The organism is Rhodococcus sp. P4_F5, assembly GCF_056401315.1.
Map to the genome: position 1 here is coordinate 45,679 of NZ_JBFUJP010000012.1, position 26,720 is coordinate 72,398.

Below are 26,720 nucleotides of genomic sequence, written 5' to 3' on the forward strand. Positions count from 1 at the left end.
GCAGATCCGAATACGATCACCTGATGCGTCAAGCCCGGCTACCCGACGGATTCGGGGTGCGGATCGACCCGAGAGTGCGTGCCTTCTCCGGGGGACAGGTCCTCATCGGCGGTACCCCCACTCGCATGCTCAAGCTCGCGCCCACCGCCGCCGCGATGATCGGCGACGGCTACCTCAAGGTGGTGGACTCGCAGTCCGCCGCGGTCGCGCGGCATCTCCTGGACTCCGGGGTGGCCAATCCGCGGCCGATGAGTTCACCGTCGATCCGGGACGTCACCGTGGTCATCCCGCTCCGTAACAATGCGGCGGGCCTGAACCGGTTGCTGCCCGCCCTGCGCGGACTCGAGGTCATCGTTGTCGACGACGGCTCCGACACCCCGGTGACGCCGCCGCCGGTCACCGACGGACGCGGCAGCGTGCGGGTGCTCCGACACGAGACCTCGCAGGGGCCGGCCGCCGCTCGGAACACCGGAATCGACGCCGTGACAACCGAATTCGTGGCGCTGCTGGACTCCGACGTGGTGCCGCGGTCGGGCTGGCTGGACGCGATGCTCGGTCACTTCAGCGACCCCGGGGTGGCAATGGTCGCCCCGCGGATCGTCGCGCTGGTGCCCGAGGGTGGCGTGATCGCCCGCTACGAGCATGCGCGGTCCTCCCTGGACCTGGGCCGAAAGGAGGCCTCGGTGCGGGCCGGCGGCGCGGTGTCCTACGTGCCCAGCGCCGCGATGGTGGTGCGGCGCTGCGCCCTCGACGACTGCGGCGGGTTCGACACCTCCATGCACGTCGGCGAGGACGTCGACCTGTGCTGGCGCCTGCACGACGCGGGCTGGCGCCTGCGCTACGAGCCGATCGCCCGGGTCGCGCACGACCACCGGGTCTCGTTCCGGAACTGGTTCGGCCGCAAGGTGTTCTACGGAACCAGCGCGGCGCCGCTGGCCTCCCGGCACGCCGGGCTGGTGCCGCCGGTCGCGATGTCCTGGTGGACGCTGGCGTCCTGGGTCCTGCTGGCAACGGGCACCCGGACGGGCATGGTCGGTGCCCTGGTGACCCAGACGGTGACGGTGGTCCGGCTGCGCCGCACCTTCCGTGAACTGGACAAGCCGACCCGGATTGCCCTGGTGCTGGCGGCACAGGGGCTGGCCGGCGGGGCCTGGCAGTTGGCCTCGGCGATGTGCCGGCACTACTGGCCGGTGACGGTGTTCGCGGCCGTGGTGTCCCCGCGGGTGCGGCGCGCGGTGCTGGCGGTCGCGATCGCCGAGGGCGCGGCCGACTGGTGGACGCATCGAGAGCCGGGCGGGCTGGGCCCGGTCCGGCACGTGCTGTTCAAGCGGCTCGACGACATCGCCTACGGCACCGGGCTCTGGCGCGGTGCGGTGTCCGACCGCAGCCTCGCCGCGCTGACGCCCCGACTGAAGGGCTGACCCGCGTGCCGGCCCCGGCGCCGGTGGCCGACGTGATCGTCGTCGGCGGTGGGTCCGCAGGGTGCGTGGTCGCGGCCAGGCTCAGCGAGAACCCGGACCGCACAGTCGTTCTGGTGGAAGCCGGCCCACCCGCCCCGGCCCCGGGCCCGGTCGGGACGCTGCCGGTGGGCCCCGCGAGCGAACTCACCTGGACCTACCCCGCCGAACTCGAACCGGGGATCCCGACGACCCTCGCGCGTGGGCGGGTGCTCGGCGGGTCCGGCGCGGTCAACGGCGGGTATTTCGTGCGAGGCACGGCCGCCGACTTCTCGCGCTGGCCGGCCGGCTGGTCGTACCAGGCGGTGCTGCCGTACTTCCGGCGGCTCGAGACCGACCCGGTGGGCGAGCGGCGCTGGCACGGCGACGACGGCCCGATGCCCGTCACCCGCACACCAGCCGAGGACCTGCACCCGGTCAGTCGCGCGTTCGTCGCGGCGTGCGCCTCGGCCGGGTTCGGGTACCGGGCCGACCTCAACGAGCCCGACGCCGTCGGGGTGGGTCCGGTGCCGCGCAATGCCGCGTCGGGACTGCGGGTCAGCACCGCCGAGGCCTACCTCGGCGCCGGCCCGGCCCGGCCCAACCTGCGGGTGCACACCGGAACCACCGCGCGCAGGCTGCTGTTCGCCGGCCTCCGGGTGGTGGGGGTGGAGGTGGAAGAGCAGGGACGGCGGCGGGCGCTGCACGCGGACCGGGTGGTGGTGTGTTGCGGCGCGGTCGCCACCCCGCACCTGCTGATGCATTCGGGTATCGGTCCGGCGCAAGAGCTTTCGGCGCTCGGCCTCGACGTACTGGTGGACAGTCGGGGAGTCGGCAGGGGATTCACCGACCACCCGGAGGTCACGGTCGGCTACCGCCGTCGGCCRCTGCCGCATCGGAGCACCACGCCGCTGCTGGAGACGGTGCTCGAGGCGGACCTCGACACCGGGCCGGTGGAGTTGCGGCCGTACACCGCCACCTTCGGTGAGGCGATCCCCGGTGTGGTGGATCCGCTCGGCCGGCTCGGGGTGGCGTTGATGCGCCCGGACAGCCGCGGCGAGGTGGTCCTGCGCTCCGCCGACCCGGCCGCCGCGCCGCTGGTCCGGTACCGGTACCTGCGGACGGCCGCGGACCGCGCGGGGATGCGCGCCGGGCTCGACCTCGCCGAGCGACTGCTGCGCTCGGATGCGTTCGACGGGTTGCTCGAGCCACCGGAATCCGGCGCGGCGGCCGCGGCCATGCGCGGTGGCGTCGGTACCTCGATGCACCTGTCGGGCAGTTGCCGGATGGGCAGCGGGGCGCACCCCGGTGACGTGGTCGACGAGCGCTGCCGGGTGCTGGGGGTACAGGGGCTCTGGCTGGCCGACACCTCGGTGATGCCGGAGCTCACCTCCCGTGGGCCGCATGCGACGGTCGTGATGATCGCGGAGCGGGTGGCCGGCTTTCTCGAATGTGACCAGCTTGAAATGTGACCAGTCTGGACGCCTGACCAGCTGTTCCTCCTCCGGCCGCCGTGTGATTGGCATTACAGTGGGCCCTGACGTCATGGAGGAGACCGAGTGACCAGACAGCCGCACGGCAACCCCTGGGTGGCCGTTCGACCGGGTGATGATGTCGCGCAGTTGGCACGCACGAACTCGAACGCGCACAGCTCGTTCGTGGACGGCGCGTTCGCCGACGGGGCGGCGGGCGACGGCGATCCGGACCGCCCCGGTGTGCGCTCGGTGGTGCTCGACTCCTGGCTGCGCAGCCGGAGCAAGGGTGTCGACCCGGAYGGCCGCGAGGCCGTCGTCGACCTCGGCGCCGACGAACTCGAGCGGTACCGGTCCGCGCATCCGATGGCGTTGATCCGGCCGGTGGTGCGCAAGCTGCTGGTCGAGGACACGGCGGACACCGGACTGCTGGTCGCGATCAGCGACGCCCGCGGCCGGCTGCTGTGGGTGGAGGGCGACTCCGCGGCGAAGGACCGTGCCCTGGCGATGAACTTCGCGGAGGGCGCCGACTGGAGCGAGGAACGGGTCGGGACCAACGCGCCCGGCACCGCCATCGCGCTCGACCACTCCGTGCAGATCTTCGGGGCCGAGCACTTCAGCCGCACCGTGCACGACTGGAGTTGTTCGGCGGCCCCGGTGCACGACCCGATGACCGGGCAGATCATCGGCGCGATCGACATCACCGGCGGCCCCCGGGTCGCGGTGCCGGAGGTGCTGGCCCTGGTCCGCGCCACGGTCGCCGCGGCGGAGTCCGAGTTGCGACTGCACCTGCTGAACTCACCCCGACTGCTCGGCGCGGGACCCCCGCGCCTGCAGGTCCTCGGGTCCGATCGGCCCACACTCGTCCGCGACGGCGACCGGGTGACCCTCTCGCGGCGGCACGCCGAGATCCTGCTGCTGCTCGCCGACCGGCCGGAGGGCCTGAGCACCGACCAGCTGGCGATGCTGCTCGACGAGTCGGACCTGGACTCGGTGACCGTGCGGGCCGAGATGTCCCGGCTGCGCAAGGTGTTCGGCGCGCAGGGCCTCGGGTCGAGGCCGTACCGACTGCTCACCGACCTGGTCTCGGACGTCGGGGAGGTGCGGCGCGCGCTCGGCCGGGGCGACGCGGCGGCGGCCCTGGCCGCCTACCGCGGGCCGGTGCTGCCGGGCTCGGTCGCGCCCGGYGTCGAGGACATCCGTGAGCAGCTGCGCAGCGGAATGCAGGCGGCCCTGCTGCGCGGCGGGGACGCCGCGCAGCTGGCCCGCTGGACGGCGACCCCCGAGGGCCGCGAGGACGCCGCCTCCTGGACCGCCTACCTGTCCTCGATTGCGCCGGACTCGCCGATGTATGCGCAGGTCAGGGCCCGGGTCGAGATGCTCGACCGCAAGCTCGGCGGATGACTTCGCCGAACGCAACGTAGTTGCAACCATCCGACTCGTAGTGTTCTGGATCACAGCCCCTGTTCTGGTCAAAACCCCAGGGGTCGCGGTCCGACGCACCTGCCCGGGCCTGGCCCCGAACACACACGAGGAGTCATCGATGACTGTGTACGCCCGCCCCGGTACGCCGGATGCAGCGATGTCCTTCCAGTCCCGTTACGACAACTGGATCGGCGGCCAGTGGGTAGCGCCCGTGAAGGGCCAGTACTTCGAGAACCCGACGCCGGTCACCGGCGAGAACTTCTGCGAGATCGCCCGCGGCACCGCCGAGGACATCGAGCTCGCCCTCGATGCCGCCCACGCCGCGGCGCCCGCCTGGGGCAAGACCTCGGTCGCCGAGCGCGCGGTCATCCTGAACAAGATCGCCGACCGGATGGAGCAGAACCTCGAGTCGATCGCGCTCGCCGAGTCCTGGGACAACGGCAAGCCGATCCGCGAGACCCTCAACGCCGACATCCCGCTGGCCATCGACCACTTCCGGTACTTCGCCGGCGCCATCCGCGCCCAGGAGGGCTCGCTGTCGGAGATCAACAGCGACACCGTCGCGTATCACTTCCACGAGCCGCTCGGCGTGGTCGGCCAGATCATCCCCTGGAACTTCCCGATCCTGATGGCCGTGTGGAAGCTGGCGCCCGCGCTGGCCGCCGGAAACGCGATCGTCCTCAAGCCCGCGGAGCAGACCCCGGCGTCGATCCTGCACCTGATCGGCATCATCGGCGACCTGCTGCCCGCCGGCGTGCTCAACATCGTCAACGGCTTCGGCACCGAGGCGGGCAAGCCGCTGGCGTCGAGCCCGCGGATCAAGAAGATCGCGTTCACCGGCGAGACCACCACGGGCCGGCTGATCATGCAGTACGCCTCGCAGAACCTGATCCCGGTCACCCTCGAACTCGGCGGCAAGAGCCCCAACATCTTCTTCTCCGACGTCCTCGCCGCCAACGACGACTACCAGGACAAGGCGCTCGAGGGCTTCACGATGTTCGCGCTCAACCAGGGCGAGGTCTGCACCTGCCCGTCGCGCGCCGTCATCCAGGCCGACATCTTCGACGAGTTCCTCGCGATGGCCGCGATCCGGACCAAGGCCGTACGCCAGGGGAACCCGCTCGACACCGACACCATGATCGGCGCGCAGGCCAGCAACGACCAGCTCGAGAAGATCCTCTCGTACATCGAGATCGGCAAGGCGGAGGGCGCCCAGCTGATCACCGGCGGCGAGCGGGCCGACCTCGGCGGCGACCTGGCCGGCGGCTTCTACGTGCAGCCGACCGTGTTCACCGGAAACAACAAGATGCGCATCTTCCAGGAGGAGATCTTCGGACCCGTCGTCTCGGTGACCTCGTTCAAGGACTACGACGAGGCCATCGAGATCGCCAACGACACGCTCTACGGTCTCGGCGCCGGGGTGTGGTCGCGCGACGGCGGCGTCGCCTACCGGGCCGGACGCGACATCCAGGCCGGGCGGGTGTGGACCAACACGTACCACCAGTACCCCGCGCACGCGGCGTTCGGCGGCTACAAGCAGTCCGGCATCGGTCGCGAGAACCACCACATGATGCTCGACCACTACCAGCAGACCAAGAACCTGCTGGTGAGCTACGCGCCGAAGGCGCAGGGCTTCTTCTGAGCCCTGCGGCGCAGTGAACGACCGGGGCGCCCGCCGTCCCTGCCCCTCGGCGGGCGCCCCGGATCCCCGACCAGTGGTGCAAGGAGGACCTGATGTCCGAGACGATGAAGGCCGCGGTGGTTCACGAGTTCGGCAAGCCCCTCACGATCGAGGACCTGCCGATCCCCGTGCCGGGCCGCAACGAGGCGCTGGTGAAGGTCGCGACCAGCGGTGTCTGCCACACCGACCTGCACGCCGCGAACGGCGACTGGCCGGTCAAGCCGAGTCCGCCGTTCGTGCCCGGTCACGAGGGGGCCGGCACCGTGGTGGCGCTCGGCGAAGGAGTCACCGAACTGGAGGTCGGGCAGCGAGTCGGCAACGCCTGGCTCTGGTCGGCGTGCCTGGACTGCAGGTACTGCCGCACCGGATGGGAGACCCTCTGCGAGAAGCAGGTCAACGGAGGCTATTCCGTCAACGGTTCGTTCGCGGAGTACATGCTGGTCGATTCCCGCTTCGCCGCCCGCATTCCGGACGGGGCCGACCTGGTCGAGGCCGCGCCGGTGCTGTGCGCAGGCGTCACGGTCTACAAGGGGCTCAAGGTCAGCGATCTCGAACCCGGTCAGTGGGTGACCATTTCGGGTATCGGCGGCCTCGGTCACGTCGCGGTCCAGTACGCGGTGGCGATGGGACTGCGGGTGGCGGCCGTCGACGTGTCGGCTGACAAACTCGAACTCGCCCGCCAGTTCGGTGCCGAGGTGCTGGTCAACGCGGCCGAGGAGGATCCCGTCGAGGCGATCCAGGCGGCGACCGGCGGCACCGACGCGGTGCTGGTGACCGCGGTGCATCCCGAGGCGTTCGGGCAGGCCATCGGCATGGCCCGCCGGGGCGGGACGATCACCTTCAACGGGCTGCCGCCCGGCGACTTCCCGGCACCGATCTTCGACACGGTGCTCAAGGGCCTGACCCTCCGCGGGTCGATCGTGGGCACCCGGCAGGACATGGCCGAGGCACTCGACTTCTACGCCCGCGGCGCGATCAAGCCGACCGTGCACGTCCGTCGACTCGAGGAGATCAACGACGTGTTCGACGAGTTGCGCGCGGGCAAGGTCGACGGCCGCATCGTCCTGGACTTTGCGTGAGCGAGGTGCCCGGCCGCATCGTGGCGACCGTCGGTGCGGTCGGGCTCCTGCGCCGGCTGGCCGGCGTCCACGGGGCGCTGATGATGCACCAGTCCGGCGGATGCTGCGACGGCTCGGCGCCGATGTGTTACCCCGCAGGGGAATTCATAGTCGGCGACCGTGACGTACTGGTCGGGCTCCTCGATCTCCGGCTCGGCGCCGGGGAGGGCGCGAACTCGCTGCCCGACGGCGTCGACGCCGTGCCCGTGTGGATCTCGGGTACCCAGTTCGAGGTGTGGCAGCACACCCAACTTGTGCTCGACGTGGTCCCGGGCCGCGGCTCCGGGTTCAGCCTGGAGGCGCCGGAGGGCCTGCGGTTCCTCAGCCGCGCCCGAGCCTTCACCGCGGACGAGGTCGCGGCGCTCGCGGCGGACCCGCCCCTCACCGGCGAGCAGTGGGAGCAGGGCGCTCGCCCCGCCCCGCCTGCCGAGCCGCAGGTGGTGACGGAGGCGGTCGAGGCCTGCCCGGTGCCTGCGGCGCGAACCAGCGGTGCTGCCGCGGAGTCGACCCTCGTCATCGGCGGCCTGCCGTAGGGCGAGGCGTCGAACCGCCCGCGACCTGGCCGGTCACCTCTTGTCCCAGCCCTCCCATTCTCCCTCGACGCGTACCCCGCCGGTGCCGCAGCCCCGCTGCCACTGGTGGTGCCTCCCCGTGTCGTGTGACCATCTACCCGAAGGAGGAGGTCGCCATGGCGATCACCGTCAGCAAGCCCTCACACGAGGATTTTCACAACGAGGGCAGCGAGTACCTCGCGAAACGCACGCTGAAGTCCGGTTCCGCGGGCTGGTTGCTGCTGGCCGGACTCGGTGTCAGCTACGTGATCTCGGGTGACTACGCCGGCTGGAACAACGGACTGGCGCACGGCGGCTTCGGCGGGCTGCTCATCGCCGGCATCGTGATCGCCGCGATGTACCTGGCCATGGTGCTCGGCATGGCCGAGATGTCCTCCGCGCTGCCCGCGGCGGGTGGCGGCTACACCTTCGCCCGGCGCGCCCTTGGCCCGTGGGGCGGATTCGCCACCGGCACAGCGATTCTCATCGAGTACTCGATCGCGCCCGCGGCGATCGCCACCTTCATCGGCGGCTATGTGGAGTCCCTGGGCCTGTTCGGGATCACCGACGGCTGGTGGGTGTACCTGGCGGTGTACGCGATCTTCATCGGCATCCACCTCACCGGTGCCGGCGAGGCGCTCAAGGCGATGTTCGTGATCACCGCGATCGCACTGGTCGGCCTGGTGGTCTTCGCGGTGTCCGCGTGGGGCCTGTTCGACGCGAACAACCTCACCGACATCCCCGTCGACACCTCGGCGGTCGGTGCGTCGTCCTTCCTGCCGTTCGGTGCCTTCGGTATCTGGGCCGCGGTGCCGTTCGCGATCTGGTTCTTCCTGGCCGTCGAGGGTGTCCCGCTCGCCGCCGAAGAGGCCCGCGAGCCCGAGAAGAACGTGCCCCGTGGCATCCGGATCAGCATGCTGCTGCTGATCGTGACCGGTGCCGTCGTGCTGTTCCTGGCCACCGGCGCGCTCGGGGCGGAGGCGCTGTCCACCTCCGGCAACCCGCTGGTTCAGGCGCTCGGCGACGGGGGAGCGGCCAGGGCCGTCAACTACATCGGCCTCGCCGGCCTGGTCGCCAGCTTCTTCTCCATCATGTACGCGTACTCCCGGCAGACCTTCGCGCTCTCGCGCGCCGGCTACCTGCCGACCCGGCTCTCGGTGACCAACTCGCGCAAGGCACCGGTCCTGGCACTGGTCGTGCCGGGCATCGTCGGCTTCGTGCTCTCGCTCACCGGCGAGGGCGCCATGCTGCTGAACATGGCGGTGCTCGGCGCGGCCGTCAGCTACGTGCTGATGATGGTCAGCCACATCGTGTTGCGCAGGCGTGAGCCGGACATGCCGCGGCCCTACCGCACCCCCGGCGGCATCGTCACCACCTCCTTCGCGCTGGTGATCGCGGTCGGCGCGGTGATCGCGACATTCCTGGTCGACGTGACCGCGGCGATGTGGACGGTGGCGGCGTTCGCGGCCTTCATGGCCTACTTCGGCCTCTACAGTCGACACCACCTGGTGGCGAACTCCCCGGACGAGGAGTTCGCGATGCTCGCGAAGGCCGAGGAGGAACTCGAATGACGACCTACCGTCAGCAGATCCGGGGCGTGACCCACAGCTTCGACGGGCTCGTCGAGCTGATGGCGAAGGCGACGCCGCTGCGCAGCGGCGACGAGCTCGCCGGGTGCGCGGCGGCTTCGGATGCCGAGCGGGCGGCGGCGCAGTGGGCGCTCGCGGAGGTCCCGCTCGAGAGGTTCCTGCAGGAGCTGCTGGTGCCGTACGAGACCGACGAGGTCACCCGGCTGATCATCGACTCGCACGATCATGTTGCGTACCAGGCGATCTCGCACCTGACCGTCGGTGGCCTGCGGGACTGGTTGCTGGCCGTGGCCGCCACCGACGGGGCCGCGGCGATCCTGCGTGCCCTGGCGCCGGGGCTGACGCCGGAGATGGTCGCGGCGGTCAGCAAGATCATGCGGAACCAGGACCTGATCGCGGTGGCGCGGGCGGTGGAGGTCACCGCGGCGTTCCGCACCACCGTCGGCCTGCCCGGCCGGCTCAGCACCCGGCTGCAGCCGAACCACCCGACCGACAACCCGCGTGGCATCGCGGCCGCCACCCTCGACGGGCTGCTGCTCGGCTGTGGCGACGCGGTGATCGGGATCAACCCGGCGACCGACTCGCCGCACGCCACCTCGGACCTGCTGCACCTGCTCGACGACATCCGCACTCGCTTCGACATCCCCACTCAGTCCTGCGTGCTCTCGCACGTGACCACGACGATGGACCTGATCGCCGAGGGTGCACCCGTCGACCTCGTCTTCCAGTCGATCGCGGGTACCGAGGGCGCCAATTCCGGTTTCGGCGTGAACATCTCGTTGCTGCGGGAGGCGAACGCCGCGGGCCGCTCCCTCGGCCGTGGCACCGTCGGCGACAACGTGATGTACCTCGAGACGGGTCAGGGTTCGGCGCTGAGCGCGGGCGCACACCTGGGCACCGGGGGCCGCCCGGTGGACCAGCAGACCCTCGAGACCCGGGCCTACGCGGTGGCCCGCGACCTGCAGCCGCTGCTGGTGAACACGGTCGTCGGCTTCATCGGGCCGGAGTACCTCTACGACGGCAGACAGATCGTCCGGGCCGGCCTCGAGGACCACTTCTGCGGCAAGTTGCTCGGCCTGCCGATGGGCGTAGACGTCTGTTACACCAACCACGCCGAGGCCGACCAGGACGACATGGACAACCTGCTGACCCTGCTGGGTGTGGCGGGCGCGGCCTTCGTGATCGCGGTTCCGGGCGCGGACGACGTGATGCTCGGCTACCAGTCGCTGAGCTTCCACGACGTGCTCTACGTGCGCCGGGTGCTCGGGCTGCGCCCCGCCCCGGAGTTCGAGGCCTGGCTCGCTCGCCTCGGCATGACCGACGCGTCGGGGCGGGTGCTGCCGGTGGACGCGGCCGCCTCGCCGCTGCGCGCACTGACGGGGGCATAGGTGAACATCGAACAGCGGGGCCACGAACCGCAAGACCACGAACCGGGCGACCGGGTCCAGCCCGGCGACCCGACGGGCGACTTCTGGGAACAGTTGCGGCGCAGCACCCAGTCCCGGATCGGTCTCGGCCGGACCGGTGACTCGCTGCCGACGAACCGGGTGCTCGAGCTGCGTTCGGCGCATGCGGCCGCCCGCGACGCGGTGCACCTGCCGCTGGAGGTCGACGGACTCGCCGAACGGATCGAGGCGATCGGCCTGGGACACGCGGCGCGGGTGACCAGCCGGGCATCGAGCCGGGCGGAGTACCTGCGCCGGCCCGACCTCGGGCGGCTCCCGGCCGACCTCGCGGACGTGCCGCACAGCGGTGCGGATCTGGGTTTCGTCCTGGGCGACGGGCTTTCGCCACTGGCGTTGAGCGAGCACGGCGCGCCGCTGCTGGCCGCGCTGGTCGCGGAGCTGTCCGAGCACTACTCGATCGCGCCGCCGGTGATCGCGACGCAGGCCCGGGTGGCGCTCGGCGACCACATCGCCGAGGCGATGGGCGTACAGACGGTGATCGTGCTGATCGGCGAGCGCCCCGGGCTGTCGGTGGCGGACAGCCTCGGCATCTACCTGACCCACCGGCCGCGGCCGGGCCGCGCCGACGCCGACCGCAACTGCATCTCCAACGTCCACCCGCCCGAGGGGCTCGGGTACACGGAGGCCGCCCGGGTGGTCGCGGGCCTGGTGTCCGGGGCACGGCGTCTCGGCCGCTCCGGCGTCGACCTGAAGGACACCTCCCGCTCCGACGCGTTGACCTCGGGTGGGGGACTCACCATCGAGTGAGCAGGGTCCTCCGGCCCGACCTCGCGATCGCGTCCGGCGAAACGACGTCCCCGGCCCCGCGGGCGGTGGATGATGGGGCGCGATTCAGCTTCGTCACACGTGGAGGAGAACCATGGGCAAGCTCACCGGTCAGGTCGCGTTCATCACCGGCGCGGCGCGCGGTCAGGGACGCGCGCATGCCGTGAAGATGGCATCGGAGGGCGCCGACATCATCGCGGTCGACCTGTGCGCACCGGTCGCGACCGCCGGGTACGACATGGCCACGGAGGCGGACCTCGCCGAGACGGTCGCGCTGGTGGAGGCCCAGGGGCGGGGCATCGCCGCGACGGTGGCCGACACCCGCGACCTCGATGCCCTGCAGAAGGCCGTCGACGCCGGGGTGGAGCGTTTCGGACGACTCGACATCGTCGTCGCCAACGCAGGCATCGCCGCGTCCCCGAAACTGTCCTGGGACCTCACCGCCGACGAGTTCCGCGAGATGATGGACATCAACGTCACCGGGGTCTGGCAGAGCACCAAGGTCGCGATCCCGCACCTGCTGGCGGGCGGCCGCGGCGGGTCCGTCGTGCTGATCAGTTCGATGGCGGGCCTTCGCGGGGTGCCGGGGATCGTGCACTACTCCACCGCCAAGCACGCGGTCCGGGGGATGGCCAAGTCCCTGGCGAACGAACTGGCGTGGGCGAACATTCGCGTGAACTCGGTCCACCCCGGCAATGTGCGGACCACCATGATCGACAACGAGGCGATGGTGCGCGGGTTCCGCCCGGACCTCGAGAACCCGGTGCTCGCGGACACCGCGGCGATCATGCAGAAGCTCAACCTGTTGCCCGAGCCCTGGGTCGAGGCCGAGGTGATCGCCGACGCCGTCCTGTTCCTGGTCGGCGACACCGGTCGCGGGATCACCGGAATCGCCCTGCCGGTGGATCTCGGCACCGCGGAGAAGTTCGCCGGCGGATAGGCGCTGCGCCGGCGGGCACCCGCGCCGGGGTGCGGCGGACCCACCAGCGTGGGCGCCGTCCGACGCGCTTCATATGGTGTACGTCATGAGCGTGAATCGAGAGGCCGTCGAGTTCCGCGGCGGCGCAGGGTCCATCGCGGCCGACCGGTGGCCGCCGGCTGCCGGGGCCGCGGACCAGGGCGTGATGCTGATGCTGCACGGCGGCGGTCAGACCCGGCACTCCTGGAACCGCGCCGCGGCCGACCTGTCCGCGGAGGGCTGGACCGTGTACACGCTCGACGCCCGCGGGCACGGCGACAGCGACTGGTCGGCGGAGGGCGACTACCGGCTCTCCGAACTGGTGGCTGACCTGCGCGGGGTGATCGACCAGCTCGACGCCCGGCCGGTGCTCTTCGGCGCCTCCCTCGGCGGGATGACCGGCCTGGTGGCGGAGGGCGAGAACCCCGGCACCGTGCGCGCGCTGGTCCTGGTGGACATCACCCCCAAGGTGGAACCCGAGGGTGTGCAGCGGATCGGCGACTTCATGCGCGGGAACCCGGACGGGTTCGCCAGCCTCGAGGAGGTCGCCGACGCGGTCGCCGCTTACCAGCCGCACCGGACCCGCCCGAAGAACGTCGAGGGCCTGCGCCGCAATGTCCGCGAGCGTGACGGCCGGCTGTACTGGCACTGGGACCCCGCCCTCACCAATCCGCGCGCAGGCAGCATCACGCCGGCCGACAACTACCCGCGGATGGTGGACGCGGCCCAGGCCGTCGAGGTGCCGACCCTGCTCGTGCACGGCGATCGGTCCGACATCGTCAGCGCGGACGGGGTGGAGGAGCTGCTCGCGTTGATCCCGCACGCGCAGGCGGTCAACGTCTCACAGGCGGGGCACATGGTCGCGGGCGACGACAATGCGATCTTCGTGCAGCAGGTCGGGGGCTTCCTGGCCACCCTGACGCAACCGTCGGTGCCGCTCGCGGAATAGTTAGGCCCCCGGGGACAACACAGTCGGTACCCCCGGGGACAAAACAAGGAGATACGCAATGGCATTTGCAGGAAACGTCGACGAACTCGCCCTGCTCCAGACGGTGCGGCTCAAGGGCGCGGTGACCGCCGACCTGCTCGCCGCGCAGCTCGGCGTCTCGGCTGCCTCCGCGCAGGCCGCACTCGACGCGCTGTCGGCCGCCGGCCGCGCCGCCGATTCCGGTGACGGCGCGGTCGCGCTGACCGAGTCGGGTGTCGCCGAGCTCACGGACCAGCTCGACGCGGAGCGGGTGTCCATCGACGAAGACCTGTTCGCGGAGGTCGTCGAGCGGTTCGAGCCGCTCGATGCGGAGTTCGCCGACGTCGCGGGCGACGCGGCCGCAATCGCCGACCTGGACCGCCGGGCATCGGACGTCTTCGACGACGTCTCGGCCTACGTGCCGCGGCTCTCGCGCTACCAGGAGCTGCTGGCCGACTCGCTCGCGGACGCCGCCGCCTACACGGTGGTGTGGTCCGAGCTGCGCCAGGAGATCCTCAGCGCCGCCGGCCGCTAGCGCGCTCGGCAGTCCCGGACGGCCGCGGTGCCCGACGGCTGATGCCGTCTCCGCTCGCGGGCGTTCGGGACACCACCCTGGGGACATCACCCGGACCGGTCAGCCCCGTTCGCGGTATCCGTCGACGAACACGGTCACCACGTCGCGTGCCATCTTCTCGGCGGGGTACTCCGCGGAGGGGCGGTACCACTGCGACGCCATCCAGACGGCGTTGCGCAACAGCATGTGGAACACACGCTGGTCGACATCGGCGCGGAAGGTTCCCTCGGCCACCCCGGCCGCAATGGTGTCGGTCCAGAACGACTCGAGTTCCGCGGCGGCAGGCCCGAGATCGGCCTCCACCATCTGTTCCTGCATGTAGTCCAGTTCGTTCTGCCAGATCCGGGTGGCGTGCGGATGCGCCTCGGCGGCGGTGAGGGCGGTGAGAACCAGCACCTCGAGCCGCGAGGTCGGGTCCTGGCCTTCGGTCAGGGCCGCGCCGAACGTTCCCGCAGGTCCCGGAGGTAGTCCTGGGCCCGTGCCGCGCGCTGCCGTCTCGCCGGAACCATGCCGGTGGTGACGTGGGYCACGGCACCCCCTTTTCGGGGGTGGTTCGGGGGTGAGCCAGCTCACTACGTTTCTCGCAGTCAGTGATGCCCGACCGGGCATCGCGCATGGCGCGAGAAGAGGACCTCCATGACGGCAGTGTCGCCAGCAGTTGGACCCGGGATCGCCCCTCCCGCGACGCACACCAGCGTGCGCCGGGTAGCGGTCGCCAGTTGTATCGGGACAACGATCGAGTTCTACGACTTCTTCATCTACGGGACCGCGGCGGCGCTGGTCTTTCCCAAGGTGTTCTTCCCGGCCCTCGGTTCCACCGCCGGCACCGTCGCCTCGTTCGCCACCTTCGCGGTCGCCTTCATCGCGCGACCGGTCGGGGCCATGTTGTTCGGGCACTACGGCGACCGGATCGGCCGCAAGAAGACCCTGATCTCCACGCTGCTGCTGATGGGCATCTCCACGTTGCTCATCGGGCTGCTGCCGAGCGCCTCCACGATCGGCGTCGCGGCCCCGATCATCCTGGTGCTGCTCCGCTTCGGGCAGGGCTTCGCGGTCGGCGGCGAGTGGGCAGGCGCGACGCTGTTGACGGCCGAGTACGCACCGCCCGGCAAACGCGGCCTGTACGCGATGTTCCCGCAGCTCGGCCCGGCGATCGCCTTCATCCTCTCCAGCAGCACCTTCCTCATCACCGGCGCGGTGCTCGGCGACTCGAACGAGACCTTCCTCAACTGGGGCTGGCGCGTTCCGTTCCTGTTCTCCATCGTGCTGGTCGGCATCGGCCTGTACATGCGCCTCGCCATCGAGGAGACCCCGGTGTTCCGCGCCAACCAGGCGCAGCGCGAACTCGACGGGCCGGACGCCGGGCCCCGCACCCTGCCGTTCCTCGACGCCTGGCGCTACCAGCGCAAGGAGATCCTGCTCTCCGCGGGCGCCCTGGCCACGCTGTTCGCCTTCTTCTACCTCGGCACGGCCTTCCTCACCAGCTACGGAACCAAGACGCTCGGCTTCAGCCGGCCGTTCGTGCTGATGGTCGGCATCGCCTCCGCCGTCGTCTTCGGGATCGCGATCATCGTCTCCGCGCTCTACTCCGACCGGATCGGCCGCCGCAAGGTGATCATGGCGTCCTGCGTCGCCGCCCTGGTCTGGGCGCTGGCCCTGTTCCCGATCCTCGACACCGGATCGCCGGTGGCCTTCGCGATCGGCATGTTCGTGACGCTCGCGATCTTCGGCGTCGCCTACGGTCCGTGCGGCGCGCTGCTGCCCGAGATGTTCCAGACCCGCTACCGCTACACCGGCGCGGGGCTGGGCTACAACCTGGCCGGCGTCCTCGGCGGCGCGGTCCCGCCGCTGATCGCCGCGCCGCTCGCGTCGGCGTACGGCAGCTCCGCGATCGGCGTCATGCTGGCGGTCCTCGCGGTGTTGAGTTTCTTCTGCACCAAGGCGCTGGTCGAGACCAAGGACCACGCGCTCTGACGCTCGGCCGGTGCCGGGTGTCCGGACTTTGCACAGTTATGCCGGCCCCGGACCGCGGACTATGTCGTAGGTCACATCGAAACGAGTAGGTTCGACCACGGGAGGGCTCGCCGAGGCGGGCCCTCCCGGAGGCGCCGGAACAGGCGCCCGGAGAGGAAAACGGATGATCACGGTCCTGCCCGGTGGAACCCCCGGCAATCCACCCCTGCCCAGCTACGCCTCGGGCACCTGGGACAGCCCGATGCTCGGCGACACCATCGGGGACAACTTCGACAGGACGGTCGCGGCCCACGGTGGGCGTGATGCCCTCGTCGACCACGCCTCGGGGCGGCGGTGGACCTACGCCGAGCTCGCGGCGGAGGTCAACGGGGTCGCGGCCGGGCTGCTGGCGCGCGGTGTCGACAAGGGCGACCGGGTGGGGATATGGGCCCCGAACTGCCCGGAGTGGACCATGATCCAGTACGCGACCGCGAAGATCGGCGCGATCCTGGTCAACATCAACCCGGCCTACCGCTCGCACGAACTGCAGTACGTGCTCGAGCAGGCGGGCATCAAGATGCTGGTCGCCGCGACGAGCTTCAAGACCTCCGACTACGCGGCGATGATCGAGACGGTCCGGCCGCAGTGCGCCGACCTGGAGTCGGTGGTCCTGCTCGGCGGTGAGGACTGGCGCGTGCTCGTCGCGGACGGACTGGCCGCGCAGGCGGCCGACCCGTCCCTGCTGGCATCGGCCCAGGCCGCGCTCTCGTCGGACGACCCCATCAACATCCAGTACACCTCGGGCACAACGGGTTTCCCGAAGGGGGCCACGCTGAGTCATCACAACATCCTCAACAACGGCTACTTCGTCGGCGAGCTGTGCCACTACACCGAAGCCGACCGGGTGTGCATCCCGGTGCCGTTCTACCACTGCTTCGGAATGGTGATGGGGAACCTCGCGTGCACCAGTCACGGTGCGGCGATGGTGATTCCAGGTCCGGCGTTCGACCCGAAGGCCACCCTGGAGGCGGTGCAGGCGGAGCGGTGCACCTCGCTCTACGGTGTGCCGACGATGTTCATCGCGGAACTCGCCGAGCCCGGCTTCGACGACTACGACCTGTCGAGCCTGCGGACCGGCATCATGGCCGGCTCGCCCTGTCCGGTGGAGGTGATGAAGCAGGTCATCGAGCGGATGGGGATGGCCGAGGTGTCGATCTGCTACGGCATGACCGAGACGTCCCCGGTCTCGCTGCAGACCCGCTCCGACGACACGGTCGACCAGCGGGTGTCCACGGTGGGGAGGGTCGGACCGCACCTCGAGGTGAAGATCGTCGATCCCGCAACCGGTCTGACGGTGCCCCGCGGGGAGGCCGGCGAGCTGTGCACCCGCGGCTACTCGGTGATGCTCGGCTACTGGGAGAACCCGGAGAAGTCGGCCGAGGCGATCGACGCCGCCCGGTGGATGCACACCGGCGACATCGGGGTGATGGACTCCGACGGCTACGTCGCGATCACCGGCCGGATCAAGGACATGGTGATCCGCGGCGGGGAGAACGTCTACCCGCGCGAGATCGAGGAATTCCTCTACACGCACCCCGACATCCTCGACGCACAGGTGATCGGCGTGCCCGACGCGAAGTACGGGGAGGAGCTGATGGTGTGGATCCGAATGCGCGAGGGTGCGGCGCCGTTGGACGCCGCCGCCGTCCGCGCCTTCTGTGACGGAAAACTGGCGCACTACAAGATTCCGCGCTACGTCCACGTCGTCGACGAGTTCCCGATGACGGTGACCGGGAAGGTCCGCAAGATCGAGATGCGTGAGCAGTCGGTCGAACTGATCGGTCACCGATAGCGGGAGCGGGCGTGGACACAGAGGAGACAGCAGGAGGGCCTGCGGTCCGTCCGGAGATCGCGCTGTCCTGGAAGCGGTCGGCGCTCAGCGGTGTCGACCCGGAAGGCGCGTTCGACGCGGACCCGTCGCCGGACGTGGACTTCACGAGCCGGTTGATTCGGGCCGCGCAGCCGATCCTGGACGAGATCCGGGGCCAGATCGCCGGCACCGGGCTCTGCGTCCTGCTGGCCGACCGCGACTGCCAAATCGTGGCGAGGGCGTTCGACAACCAGCAGGTCGAACGGCACATGGATCGACTCGGCGCGGTGCTCGGCTCCCGGTTCGGGGAGGACATCGCGGGGACGAACGCGATCGGCACACCCCTCGAGGTGCGCCGCGGCGTCGTCATCAACGGCGGGGAGCACTACCTCGAACAGTTCAAGGGCGTGAGCTGTTACGGGCATCCGATCATCCATCCGGTCACGCATCGGGTGGAGGGTGTTCTGGACATGACCGGGTTTGCCCCACAGGCGAACTCGTTGTTCGCGCCCTTCCTGCAGCGGGCCGCGTCGGACATCGAACGGCGTCTGCTGGAGGGTTCGCGGGCGTCGGAGCAGCGGTTGGTCGACGCCTTCCACCGAGTCTCGCCGCAGCGTCACCTCGCCGTCGCCGCCATCGGCGAGGACATCCTGCTCACCAATCGAACCGCGCTGGACCTGCTCGACGTGGCCGACCATGCGGCCCTGCGCGGCCTCGCCGTGGACCTGCTTCCGGACCAGACCCGCACCATCGACATGGAACTGGCATCCGGTGAACTGGCCACGGTCCGGGCCGACCGGATCTCCGGAACCAATGGCGGCACCCTGTTTCTGGTCCAGCCGGTGCACCGTACGAGTGCGCCGATCCGACGCCGGGGTGCCGCGCCGGGGTCCGCGGGCGATCGGGCGCGGGCCCAGCTGCGGCGGGTACGTGGCAACCGGAGCGCCGTCGCGATCGTCGGGGAGCCCGGATCCGGTCGGACCACCGCGATCCGCGACCTCGCGGGCACCGAGCATGTGCACTGGATGGATGCGACCCGGGTGCCGATCGTGGGAGTCGAACAATGGCTCGCCGCGGTGCTCGAGAATGCGGCCTCGTCGGGTGGTGTGCTGGCGATCGAGCACGCGCAGTTGCTCCCCGCCGCGGTACTGCCGCTGGTCACCGAGCTGATCCTCGCCGAGTCTGGCCCCCGGATCGTGCTCACGAGCGGCCCGGTCGACGACCTGCCCGCGGCGGTCGCGGCCCTGGTCGCACGGTGTCCGGAACGGATCACCGTCCCGCAGTTGCGGCAACGCCTCGGTGAGCTCCCGGAGATCGCGCAGGCGATGCTCGACGAGCTGGCGCCGGGGGTCGTCCTCACGTCCAGCGCGCTGGAGGCGCTGGTCGCGGGGGAGTGGCCGGGCAACCTGACCGAGCTCAGGGTGGTGCTGACCAGGGCGGTCGAGGCGCGGTCCAGCAACAGGCTCGGACTCGCCGACCTGCCCGAGGCGTACCGGACGAGCTCGCGGGTGTCCCGGCTCGCCGGCCGCGAACGCGCCGAGCGTCAGGCGATCGTCGACGCGCTGCGGGAGTGCGGCGGCAACAAGGTGCACGCGTCGGTCCGTCTCGGAATCAGCCGCAGCACACTGTATTCCCGCATCCGGGCGCTCGACATCACGACCTAGGGGACTGTCCGGAAGTCGCACAGTTAGCGGGACCCTTTCCGTCGGAGTATGGCGTGCATCACACGTTCACATGCGAAGGAGTAACGATGACCGCGATCGCCGATTTCCCGCTCGCCGCCCGGGTGCAGGGCTTCCTGGGCGGGCGACCGAAGCAGCTCCTGATCGACGGGGAGTGGATCGACGCGGCCTCGGGCCGCACCTTCCCGACCTACGATCCGGCCACCGGCAACGCCCTCGTCGAGGTCGCCCACGGACAGGCGGAGGACATCGACCGGGCGGTCCGGGCCGCCCGCGCGGCGTTCGACGACGGCGCGTGGGCGTCGATGAAGCCCAACGAGCGTGAGCGCCTGATCTGGCGGGTCGGCGACATCCTCAGTGAGCGGGCCGAGGAGTTCGGTCAGCTCGAGGCGCTCGACAACGGCAAGTCGGTCGGCATCGCCAGTGCAGTCGACGTGGCCTGGGCCGCAGACGTTTTCCGCTACTACGCGGGCTGGGCGACGAAGATCGAGGGCAGTACGGTCAACGTGTCGATGCCGTTCGCGCCCGGTCGCGAGTTCCACGCGTACACGCTGCGCGAGCCGGTGGGCGTGTGCGGGCTGATCGTGCCGTGGAACTTCCCGCTGCTGATGGCGTCCTGGAAGCTGGCCCCGGCGCTGGCCGCCGGCAACACCGTGGTCCTCAAGCCGGCCGAGCAGACGCCGCTGACCGCGCTGCTGCTCGGTGAGGTGTTCCAGGAGGCCGGTTTCCCGCCCGGCGTGGTGAACATCGTCAGCGGGTTCGGCGACGCCGGTGCCGCGTTGTCCGCGCACGAGGACGTCGACAAGATCGCCTTCACCGGATCCACCGAGGTGGGCAAGAAGATCGTCGAGGCCGCGAAGGGGAACCTGAAGAAGGTCTCGCTCGAGCTCGGTGGCAAGAGCCCGAACATCGTCTTCGCGGACGCGGACTTCGATGCGGCGGTGGAGGGTTCGCTCAACGCCTGGCTGTTCAACCACGGTCAGTGCTGCGTCGCCGGCACCCGACTGTTCGTGGAGGACAAGATCTTCGACGAGTTCACCCAGGCCGTCGCCGACGCGGCGAGCCAGGTGAAGATCGGGCCGGGCCTCGACCCCACCACCCAGCTCGGCCCCCTGGTCTCCCAGGAGCAGTTCGACAAGGTCACCGGGTACCTCGCCGCCGGTCTGGCCGACGGCGCCCGGGCGCTCACCGGCGGCAAGCGCTGGGGCGAGAGCGGCTACTTCGTCGAGCCGACCGTCTTCGTCGACGTCAAGCCCGAGTTCAGCATCGTGCGCGAGGAGATCTTCGGTCCGGTCGTCGCGGCGATGCCGTTCGACGCGGAGTCCGGCGTCGCGGCCGCCGCGAACGACTCGATCTACGGCCTCGCGGCCGGCATCTGGACCCGCGACATCTCGAAGGCGCACCGCACCGCAAAGCAGATCAAGGCCGGCTCGGTCTGGATCAACCAGTACAACGGCTTCGACACCGCCATGCCCTTCGGCGGCTACAAGCAGTCGGGCTGGGGACGCGAACTGGGTGCGTCCGGCCTCGACGCCTACACCATCACCAAGTCCGTCAACGTCGCACTCTGACCGCAACATTCACGAGGGAGTCAACATGAAGACCACCGCTGCAGTGCTGCTCGAGCCCGGCAAGCCCTTCGAGCTGATGGAGCTCGACCTGGACGGCCCCGGCCCCGGGGAGGTGCTGATCAAGTACACCGCCGCCGGTCTGTGTCACTCGGACCTGCACCTGACCGACGGTGACCTGCCCCCGCGGTATCCGATCGTCGGCGGTCACGAGGGTTCCGGGATCATCGAGGAGGTCGGCCCGGGCGTCACCAAGGTCAAGCCCGGTGACCATGTGGTGTGCAGCTTCATCCCGAACTGCGGCACCTGCCGCTACTGCTCGACCGGGCGGCAGAACCTGTGCGACATGGGCGCCACCATCCTGGAAGGCTCCATGCCCGACGGGACCTTCCGGTTCCACTCCAAGGGAACCGATTTCGGTGCCATGTGCATGCTCGGCACGTTCGCCGAGCGGGCCACGATCTCGCAGCACTCGGTGGTCAAGGTCGACGACTGGCTGCCGCTCGAGACCGCCGTGCTGGTCGGCTGCGGGGTGCCGTCGGGTTGGGGCACTGCGGTCAATGCGGGCAACCTGCGGGCCGGTGACACCGCCGTCGTCTACGGCATCGGCGGTCTCGGCATCAACGCCGTGCAGGGCGCGGTCAGCGCCGGCTGCAAGTACGTCGTGGTGGTCGATCCGGTCGCGATGAAGCGGGACCAGGCACTGAAGTTCGGTGCGACGCATGCCTTTGCCGATGCGGCCAGCGCGGCCGAGAAGGTCAACGAACTGACCTGGGGGCAGGGCGCGGATGCGGCGCTGATCCTGGTCGGCACGGTGGACGAGGAGGTGGTCTCGGCGGCGACCGCGGTAATCGGCAAGGGCGGCACCGTGGTCATCACCGGCCTCGCGGACCCGGCGAAGCTCACCGTGCACGTCTCGGGCTGCGACCTGACGCTGAACCAGAAGACGATCAAGGGCTCGCTGTTCGGGTCGATGAACCCGCAGTACGACATCGTCCGCCTGCTGCGCCTCTACGACGCGGGTCAGCTCAAGCTCGACGAGCTGGTGACCACGCGGTACAGCCTCGAGGACGTCAACAAGGGCTACCAGGATCTGCGGGACGGCAAGAACATCCGCGGCGTGATCATGCACAAGTGACCTACTGACCAACGTGGCCCGGGTCCCTCGCCCGGCGGCACGTTCCCTCGCCCCGCCTCTCGGCCCGCCCCGGTCGAGAGGCGGGGCGTCTCGTTTGCGTGCGGTCCACACGCGCGCTGCGCGGCGCATGATGGCAGGAGTCGACTGCAAGGGAGGCCGCGGTGATCACCAGTCTCGGACGGACGACCGCCGCGACGGCGGTGCTCCTTGCCGCGCTCGCCGGCTTCGTGGACGCGATGGGTTACATCACCCTCGGCGGGTACTTCGTCTCGTTCATGAGTGGGAACTCGACCCGCGCCGCCGTGGCGGCCGTCGACGGCGCCGGGCATTCGGCCCTGGTGGGCGCGTCGGTGATCGGCCTGTTCGTGCTGGGTGTGGTGGCCGGTTCGCTGCTCGGCCGCCGGGCGGGCCGGCGGCGTGCGAGCGCTGTGCTGGTGTTGGTGACGCTGCTGCTGGCGGTGTCCGCGGCCGGTCACGACGTGGCGCCCACCCAGGTGGTGATCGCGTCGATGGCGCTGGCGATGGGGGCGGAGAACACGGTGTTCGAGCGGCGCGACCAGGCGTCGATCAGCCTGACCTACATGACCGGAACACTGGTCAAGCTCGGCCAGCAGATCGCGGGTGCGCTCGCGGGGGGACCGAGGTGGGCCTGGGTGCGCTTCGCTGTGCTGTGGCTGGGGCTGGTCGCCGGGGTGGTCCTCGGCGCCGCGGTGCACCGGTGGGTCGGGCTGACCGGGATGTGGCTCGCGGTCGCGGTGTCGGCCCTCCTCGCGGTCGGGATGTCGTGGCCGCGTAGGGCCGTGTGAATTCTGTGGCGGTGTGAGTTCCGGGCCGTGGGGTGTGCCGGGTCAGGTCAGCGGGGCGCGTACATGATCACCGCGACCCCGACCAGGCAGAGCAGCGCGCCGGTGACGTCCCAACGGTCCGGGCGGAACCCGTCCATCGCCATGCCCCAGATCAGCGAGCCAGCGACGAACACCCCGCCGTACGCCGCGAGGATCCGCCCGAAGTTGGCGTCCGGTTGCATCGTCGCGACGAAGCCGTAAGCCCCGAGGCCTATGACGCCGAGGCCGATCCACAGCCAGCCGCGGTGCTCGCGCACGCCTTGCCAGATCAGCCAGGCGCCACCGATTTCGAGGACCGCGGCGAGGGCGAACAGGGCGACGGACTTCGCGACGGTCATCGGCGGAGGCTCTCGGGCATGCCTGGGACCCTAGCTGGAGGTGCTTCGCTGTTGACCTCCCAACCTGTTGTCAGCGGCGTGATGCGAGTGTTCGCGCGTTGTGGACCGCTGTGCGTAGGCGTGCTTTCACTCTCATTCGTTGTCGGAGTTGGTATGCCACGACGAGCGCCTCGATTCGTTCCCATGGGACTACTCGGCGGAAGGCCGCACATTGTGATGACGGATTCCTGCCCGCGTCTTCGACGGCGCGAACGGCCGATTGAAGGAGATGAGTGTCCTCTCCGAGTGCTTCAGCAAGCCACAAGAGGCCGGCTACGCACCGGAAGTGTTGGTAGAACGCGCGAGCGTCGCGGTCGTGGTACTTGCGGCCGTACGCGCCTGGCCCGTTGTATTCGGCCAGCCATCCCAGGAGGTGCTGCTTTTGAGTGTCGTACCACGTCTCACGTGTACGCGGGTGTTCGTAATCGTCAGTTATCGGGCAATGGGCAGGCAGCGTGAGGACAACCTCTCTGAGCTCCGCGGGCGTCAGGTTCACAGATCCTCCTCTGCTTGATCATTCGCATGTGTCAGCGCGCTATGGAAGTGCGTGTAGGTGCCCTGCCGCTGTCGGCCGACCGATTGTCGACGACTCGGCTGCGGCGGGGGTGACCTGCTTGAAGTAGTGGACGATTGGAGCCGGTGTTTGTCGCACCAGTCGTGGCTAATGGGTGAACACTACTGAGCCGCCGGTGCAACTCTGACAGCCTCAGGTCGTGTCGATCGCGCGCCGGTTGTGGGCCGGCCTCGGTCTTCGCAGTGGGTCTACCCACGCTGGGGGTGTGAACCACGGATGGCCGTCGTCGCCGATCTGCACCGCCCAGTGATTCTTGTGGATGATCGTGTGGTGCTTCTTGCAGAGCAGCACCAGGTTCGACAACGCGGTCGGGCCGCCCTTGGACCAATGCCAAATGTGGTGGGCGTCGGTCCACGCGGCGGGGCGCCCGCAGCCGGGGAACGCGCAGCCGCAGTCCCTGGCCACCAGGGCTTTCCGTAGTTTCGGGGAGATGATGCGGGTGGTGACGCCGACGTCGAGGGGGTTGCCTTCTCGGTCGACGAAGACCGCGGTGACCTGTGCGTCGCAGGAGATGCGCGCGGCGACGGCAGCGGAGACGGGTCCGGCCCAGGGCATGGTGGCGTGTCTTCTGCGGCGGTAGTSCCGCGGCGGCCGGACGTCTGAACAGCCGTCGTAGCGTCCGGCGCCGACTGGGCCGGTTGCGTTGTCGGAGTGGTAATCCCAGTCGTTTCCGGACCAGGCCCCGGTCGCGGGTGTCGGCGCCGTTGCGGCGACCGCATCCCGTAGTGCGTCGACGTCGATGGTCACCGTGACGTGGGGTCGCTCGCCTCCTTCGAGCGGTCCGCGTGCGTTGTCGAGGTGGCCGCGGATGATCTGTCCGAGGGCGTCGGCGCGGCGTTTGGCGGCGGAGCGGTCGTCCCGGATGGGGTGACCGTCGTTGTCGGTGCTCGGGTGCGGCTTGGACAGCCCGGAGAGGGCGGTCTGGAGGGCCTCGCCGGACTCGGCGTCGAAGCTCCCCTTCACGAGCACCCGCCCGCCCAGGGTGGCGCTGGCGTGGAACTCGTTGAGTTCCGGGTTCTCGGCGTCCGAGGGGAGATCGCTGTCGCGCTCGAACAGGATCTCCATCTCGCGGGCCCGCTTGCGCAACTGTGCGGGGTCCTCGACGCGGGCGGCGATGAGCAGGTAGGCCTCGCAGTCGTCGGCCCGTCCGCTGTTCGGGTCCGGGTGCTCCCAGTCCGTGCCGTCAGGTGCCGGGTCGATGTCGAAGTCTCTGGTGAGCTTCGCGAGTCGGCCGAGGAAGTTGACGATCACCTGGACATGGCCGAGTTCGATCCGTCCCTCGTTCAGCACGTCGGCCACCTGCGGGTGCAGGGGCAGTTCGCGGGAGAGGCGGACGATCTGGGCGGCGTGGGCGCGGTGCATCCGGGTGGTGCCGGCGAGCCAGGCGGTGGTGTCGGCGGCGCCGGCGTGCTCGGGCAGGCAGCGCTGGTCTGCCTCGCGTACGAGTCGGACGAGGAGCGCGTCGCGCCTGCGGATGTCCTGAACCAGTTCCGGCACCGCAGTCAGGATCTCGGTTTCGTCGAGTCGCCATGCCTCGGCCCCGGCGGGGTCGGTGAGCATGGCGTCGAGTTTCATACACCAAATTCTACTCGCACGCACATTCGATTTCTAGTGTATTTATGCTGGTCAAAAGGTATGTGAACCGGAAATATTCCTCTTCGTGACAGTCCGCGGCTTCTCCGACATATGGGTTGGCGGCAGGTATTCGAACCGGTGGATTCGTCGCGTGCGGGTAGGCGGCCCGAAGGCTTCGCGGTAGCAGACCGACCGGCCGGCCGCGGAGATAGTGCGGCCGGCCGAGAGGTCAAACGGCGGGCAAAGGCTGCGTTGCGCGAACCTGGCCTCGGACGAAGAAGGCTGCGACAACACCGAACACGATGAGCGCGATCGTCACCAGTGCCGCGATCACACCACCGCTGCTGGAGGTGCCGACGGCGGTGTCGAGCCCACCGGAGGAGAGGAAGGTTGTCGGGTCGGTGAGGGCGTGGAGAACGACTGCCGCCCAGATGGTGCCGGTGACTCGCATCGTGAGGTACATGCACATGCCGAAGCCGAAGGTGTAGACGACCGTGGCGGCGACGGTGGTCAGTTTCATGCCCGAGATCAGGTTCACGGTGTGCATCAGTGCGAACATCAACGATGAGGCCACCGCGACGTACTTCTCGCTGTGGCGAGCGTCGCGCAGGATCTGGACTACCAGTCCTCGGGTGGCCAGCTCCTCGGTGAGGCCGACGCAGGCACCCATGACGAACATTGCCGCGATCTGCCCGCCGGTCCACGAGCTCCAGTCCGTCCCGGTCACATGCGCGATGATCGCGGCCAGAACCAGCGCCGGGCCGATCCACATCCAGCCGCGTCCCCGAATGGGTTGGGGCCCGAAGATCTTCCCCAGCATGCCGAGTCGGACAGCGACAACAAGCAGTGCGATGGCACCGATCGCGATCGGCAGGGCGAGTCCGAACAGGATGCTGGGCGCGGAACTCACGATGTTGTCCGTGTCGATCTCGTCGGCGAAGATCCACCCGATCAGCTGCGACACCGCCACGTAGAACACCAGGTAGGTCACGATCAGCGCGATCGCCATCCAGATGCTGGGGCGACGCAAGCTTGGTCCGTCTACACGTTCATGCGTCATCGCCTGATCGTAGAGACTCGTCCGCGGCGGCCGACCGTCACACGCAGGCCCCATCCGGAAGGTGTGGGCATCGTCG

Annotated in this window: 22 protein-coding genes; 18 read left to right on the forward strand and 4 right to left on the reverse strand. The window is 69.8% G+C overall.

Features of this window, described 5'->3' with window-relative positions:
• The first annotated feature begins 23 nt into the window (after nt 1-23).
• The 12 genes from mftF to AC1DU4_RS08065 all read left to right on the forward strand — a co-directional run bounded on the left by mftF (nt 24) and on the right by AC1DU4_RS08065 (nt 13,963).
• Entirely contained in the window at nt 24-1,421 is a 1,398-nt protein-coding gene (gene mftF / locus AC1DU4_RS08010) for a mycofactocin biosynthesis glycosyltransferase MftF (RefSeq protein WP_477838694.1), read from the forward strand.
• A 5-nt stretch (nt 1,422-1,426) separates the two neighbouring features.
• Nucleotides 1,427-2,908, forward strand: coding sequence for a mycofactocin dehydrogenase MftG (mftG, locus tag AC1DU4_RS08015; RefSeq protein WP_477838696.1), 1,482 nt, complete (start codon nt 1,427-1,429; stop codon nt 2,906-2,908).
• An 87-nt stretch (nt 2,909-2,995) separates the two neighbouring features.
• Nucleotides 2,996-4,312, forward strand: a complete 1,317-nt coding sequence (locus AC1DU4_RS08020; RefSeq protein WP_477838698.1) for a sigma-54-dependent transcriptional regulator family protein — start codon at nt 2,996-2,998, stop codon at nt 4,310-4,312.
• Nucleotides 4,313-4,451: 139 nt separating this feature from the next.
• Complete coding sequence (gene adh, locus AC1DU4_RS08025; RefSeq protein WP_477838700.1) at nt 4,452-5,975, forward strand: aldehyde dehydrogenase; 1,524 nt, start codon at nt 4,452-4,454, stop codon at nt 5,973-5,975.
• Nucleotides 5,976-6,067: 92 nt separating this feature from the next.
• The gene (gene adhP, locus AC1DU4_RS08030) at nt 6,068-7,093 is read left to right on the forward strand and encodes an alcohol dehydrogenase AdhP (RefSeq protein WP_477838702.1); all 1,026 of its coding nucleotides are present in this window, start codon (nt 6,068-6,070) and stop codon (nt 7,091-7,093) included.
• Nucleotides 7,090-7,665 (forward strand): DUF779 domain-containing protein, encoded by a 576-nt coding sequence (locus AC1DU4_RS08035; RefSeq protein ID WP_477838704.1) that lies wholly within the window; start codon nt 7,090-7,092, stop codon nt 7,663-7,665. The genes adhP and AC1DU4_RS08035 overlap by 4 nt, the downstream gene beginning before the upstream one ends.
• 155 nt (nt 7,666-7,820) lie before the next feature.
• Nucleotides 7,821-9,254 (forward strand): ethanolamine permease, encoded by a 1,434-nt coding sequence (gene eat / locus AC1DU4_RS08040; protein ID WP_477838747.1) that lies wholly within the window; start codon nt 7,821-7,823, stop codon nt 9,252-9,254.
• Nucleotides 9,251-10,660, forward strand: a complete 1,410-nt coding sequence (locus AC1DU4_RS08045) for an ethanolamine ammonia-lyase subunit EutB (protein WP_477838706.1) — start codon at nt 9,251-9,253, stop codon at nt 10,658-10,660. Before eat ends, AC1DU4_RS08045 begins: the two co-directional genes overlap by 4 nt.
• Before the next feature lie 6 nt (nt 10,661-10,666).
• A complete protein-coding gene (eutC, locus tag AC1DU4_RS08050) occupies nt 10,667-11,485 on the forward strand; it encodes an ethanolamine ammonia-lyase subunit EutC (protein ID WP_477838749.1) in 819 nt (272 codons plus the stop codon).
• A 112-nt stretch (nt 11,486-11,597) separates the two neighbouring features.
• The gene (locus tag AC1DU4_RS08055; RefSeq protein ID WP_477838708.1) at nt 11,598-12,443 is read left to right on the forward strand and encodes a mycofactocin-coupled SDR family oxidoreductase; all 846 of its coding nucleotides are present in this window, start codon (nt 11,598-11,600) and stop codon (nt 12,441-12,443) included.
• 85 nt (nt 12,444-12,528) lie between these two features.
• Nucleotides 12,529-13,410 carry an alpha/beta fold hydrolase gene (locus AC1DU4_RS08060; protein WP_477838710.1) on the forward strand — a complete coding sequence of 294 codons (882 nt, stop codon included), beginning with the start codon at nt 12,529-12,531 and terminating at the stop codon, nt 13,408-13,410.
• A gap of 58 nt (nt 13,411-13,468) precedes the next feature.
• Nucleotides 13,469-13,963, forward strand: coding sequence for a hypothetical protein (locus AC1DU4_RS08065; RefSeq protein WP_477838711.1), 495 nt, complete (start codon nt 13,469-13,471; stop codon nt 13,961-13,963).
• A 99-nt stretch (nt 13,964-14,062) separates the two neighbouring features.
• Here AC1DU4_RS08065 and AC1DU4_RS08070 read toward each other — a convergent pair whose 3' ends face one another.
• Nucleotides 14,063-14,611: a TetR-type transcription factor C-terminal domain-containing protein gene (locus tag AC1DU4_RS08070; protein WP_477838712.1), complete on the reverse strand. Its 549-nt coding sequence runs from the start codon at nt 14,609-14,611 to the stop codon at nt 14,063-14,065.
• 27 nt (nt 14,612-14,638) lie between these two features.
• Here AC1DU4_RS08070 and AC1DU4_RS08075 point away from each other — a divergent pair, with 27 nt between their 5' ends.
• The 6 genes from AC1DU4_RS08075 (at nt 14,639) to AC1DU4_RS08100 (ending at nt 23,019) form a co-directional block, all read left to right on the forward strand.
• The gene (locus tag AC1DU4_RS08075) at nt 14,639-15,976 is read left to right on the forward strand and encodes an MFS transporter (RefSeq protein ID WP_477838715.1); all 1,338 of its coding nucleotides are present in this window, start codon (nt 14,639-14,641) and stop codon (nt 15,974-15,976) included.
• Between the two features lie 241 nt (nt 15,977-16,217).
• Nucleotides 16,218-17,807 carry an AMP-binding protein gene (locus AC1DU4_RS08080; protein WP_477838751.1) on the forward strand — a complete coding sequence of 530 codons (1,590 nt, stop codon included), beginning with the start codon at nt 16,218-16,220 and terminating at the stop codon, nt 17,805-17,807.
• Between the two features lie 11 nt (nt 17,808-17,818).
• On the forward strand, nt 17,819-19,489 hold the full coding sequence (locus AC1DU4_RS08085; RefSeq protein ID WP_477838717.1) for a sigma-54-dependent Fis family transcriptional regulator: 1,671 nt from the start codon (nt 17,819-17,821) through the stop codon (nt 19,487-19,489).
• Between the two features lie 86 nt (nt 19,490-19,575).
• Nucleotides 19,576-21,078 carry an aldehyde dehydrogenase family protein gene (locus AC1DU4_RS08090; protein ID WP_477838719.1) on the forward strand — a complete coding sequence of 501 codons (1,503 nt, stop codon included), beginning with the start codon at nt 19,576-19,578 and terminating at the stop codon, nt 21,076-21,078.
• Nucleotides 21,079-21,103: 25 nt separating this feature from the next.
• Nucleotides 21,104-22,213 carry an NDMA-dependent alcohol dehydrogenase gene (locus AC1DU4_RS08095; RefSeq protein ID WP_072842773.1) on the forward strand — a complete coding sequence of 370 codons (1,110 nt, stop codon included), beginning with the start codon at nt 21,104-21,106 and terminating at the stop codon, nt 22,211-22,213.
• A 164-nt stretch (nt 22,214-22,377) separates the two neighbouring features.
• Complete coding sequence (locus AC1DU4_RS08100; protein ID WP_477838754.1) at nt 22,378-23,019, forward strand: YoaK family protein; 642 nt, start codon at nt 22,378-22,380, stop codon at nt 23,017-23,019.
• 47 nt (nt 23,020-23,066) lie between these two features.
• On the opposite strand, the gene AC1DU4_RS08105 is transcribed toward AC1DU4_RS08100, so the two are convergent.
• The 3 genes from AC1DU4_RS08105 to AC1DU4_RS08115 form a co-directional block, all read right to left on the reverse strand.
• Nucleotides 23,067-23,396 (reverse strand): YnfA family protein, encoded by a 330-nt coding sequence (locus AC1DU4_RS08105; protein WP_072842775.1) that lies wholly within the window; start codon nt 23,394-23,396, stop codon nt 23,067-23,069.
• 745 nt (nt 23,397-24,141) lie between these two features.
• Nucleotides 24,142-25,584, reverse strand: coding sequence for an HNH endonuclease signature motif containing protein (locus AC1DU4_RS08110; RefSeq protein WP_477838721.1), 1,443 nt, complete (start codon nt 25,582-25,584; stop codon nt 24,142-24,144).
• A 229-nt stretch (nt 25,585-25,813) separates the two neighbouring features.
• Nucleotides 25,814-26,614: a CPBP family intramembrane glutamic endopeptidase gene (locus tag AC1DU4_RS08115; protein WP_477838722.1), complete on the reverse strand. Its 801-nt coding sequence runs from the start codon at nt 26,612-26,614 to the stop codon at nt 25,814-25,816.
• Nucleotides 26,615-26,720 lie beyond the last annotated feature (106 nt).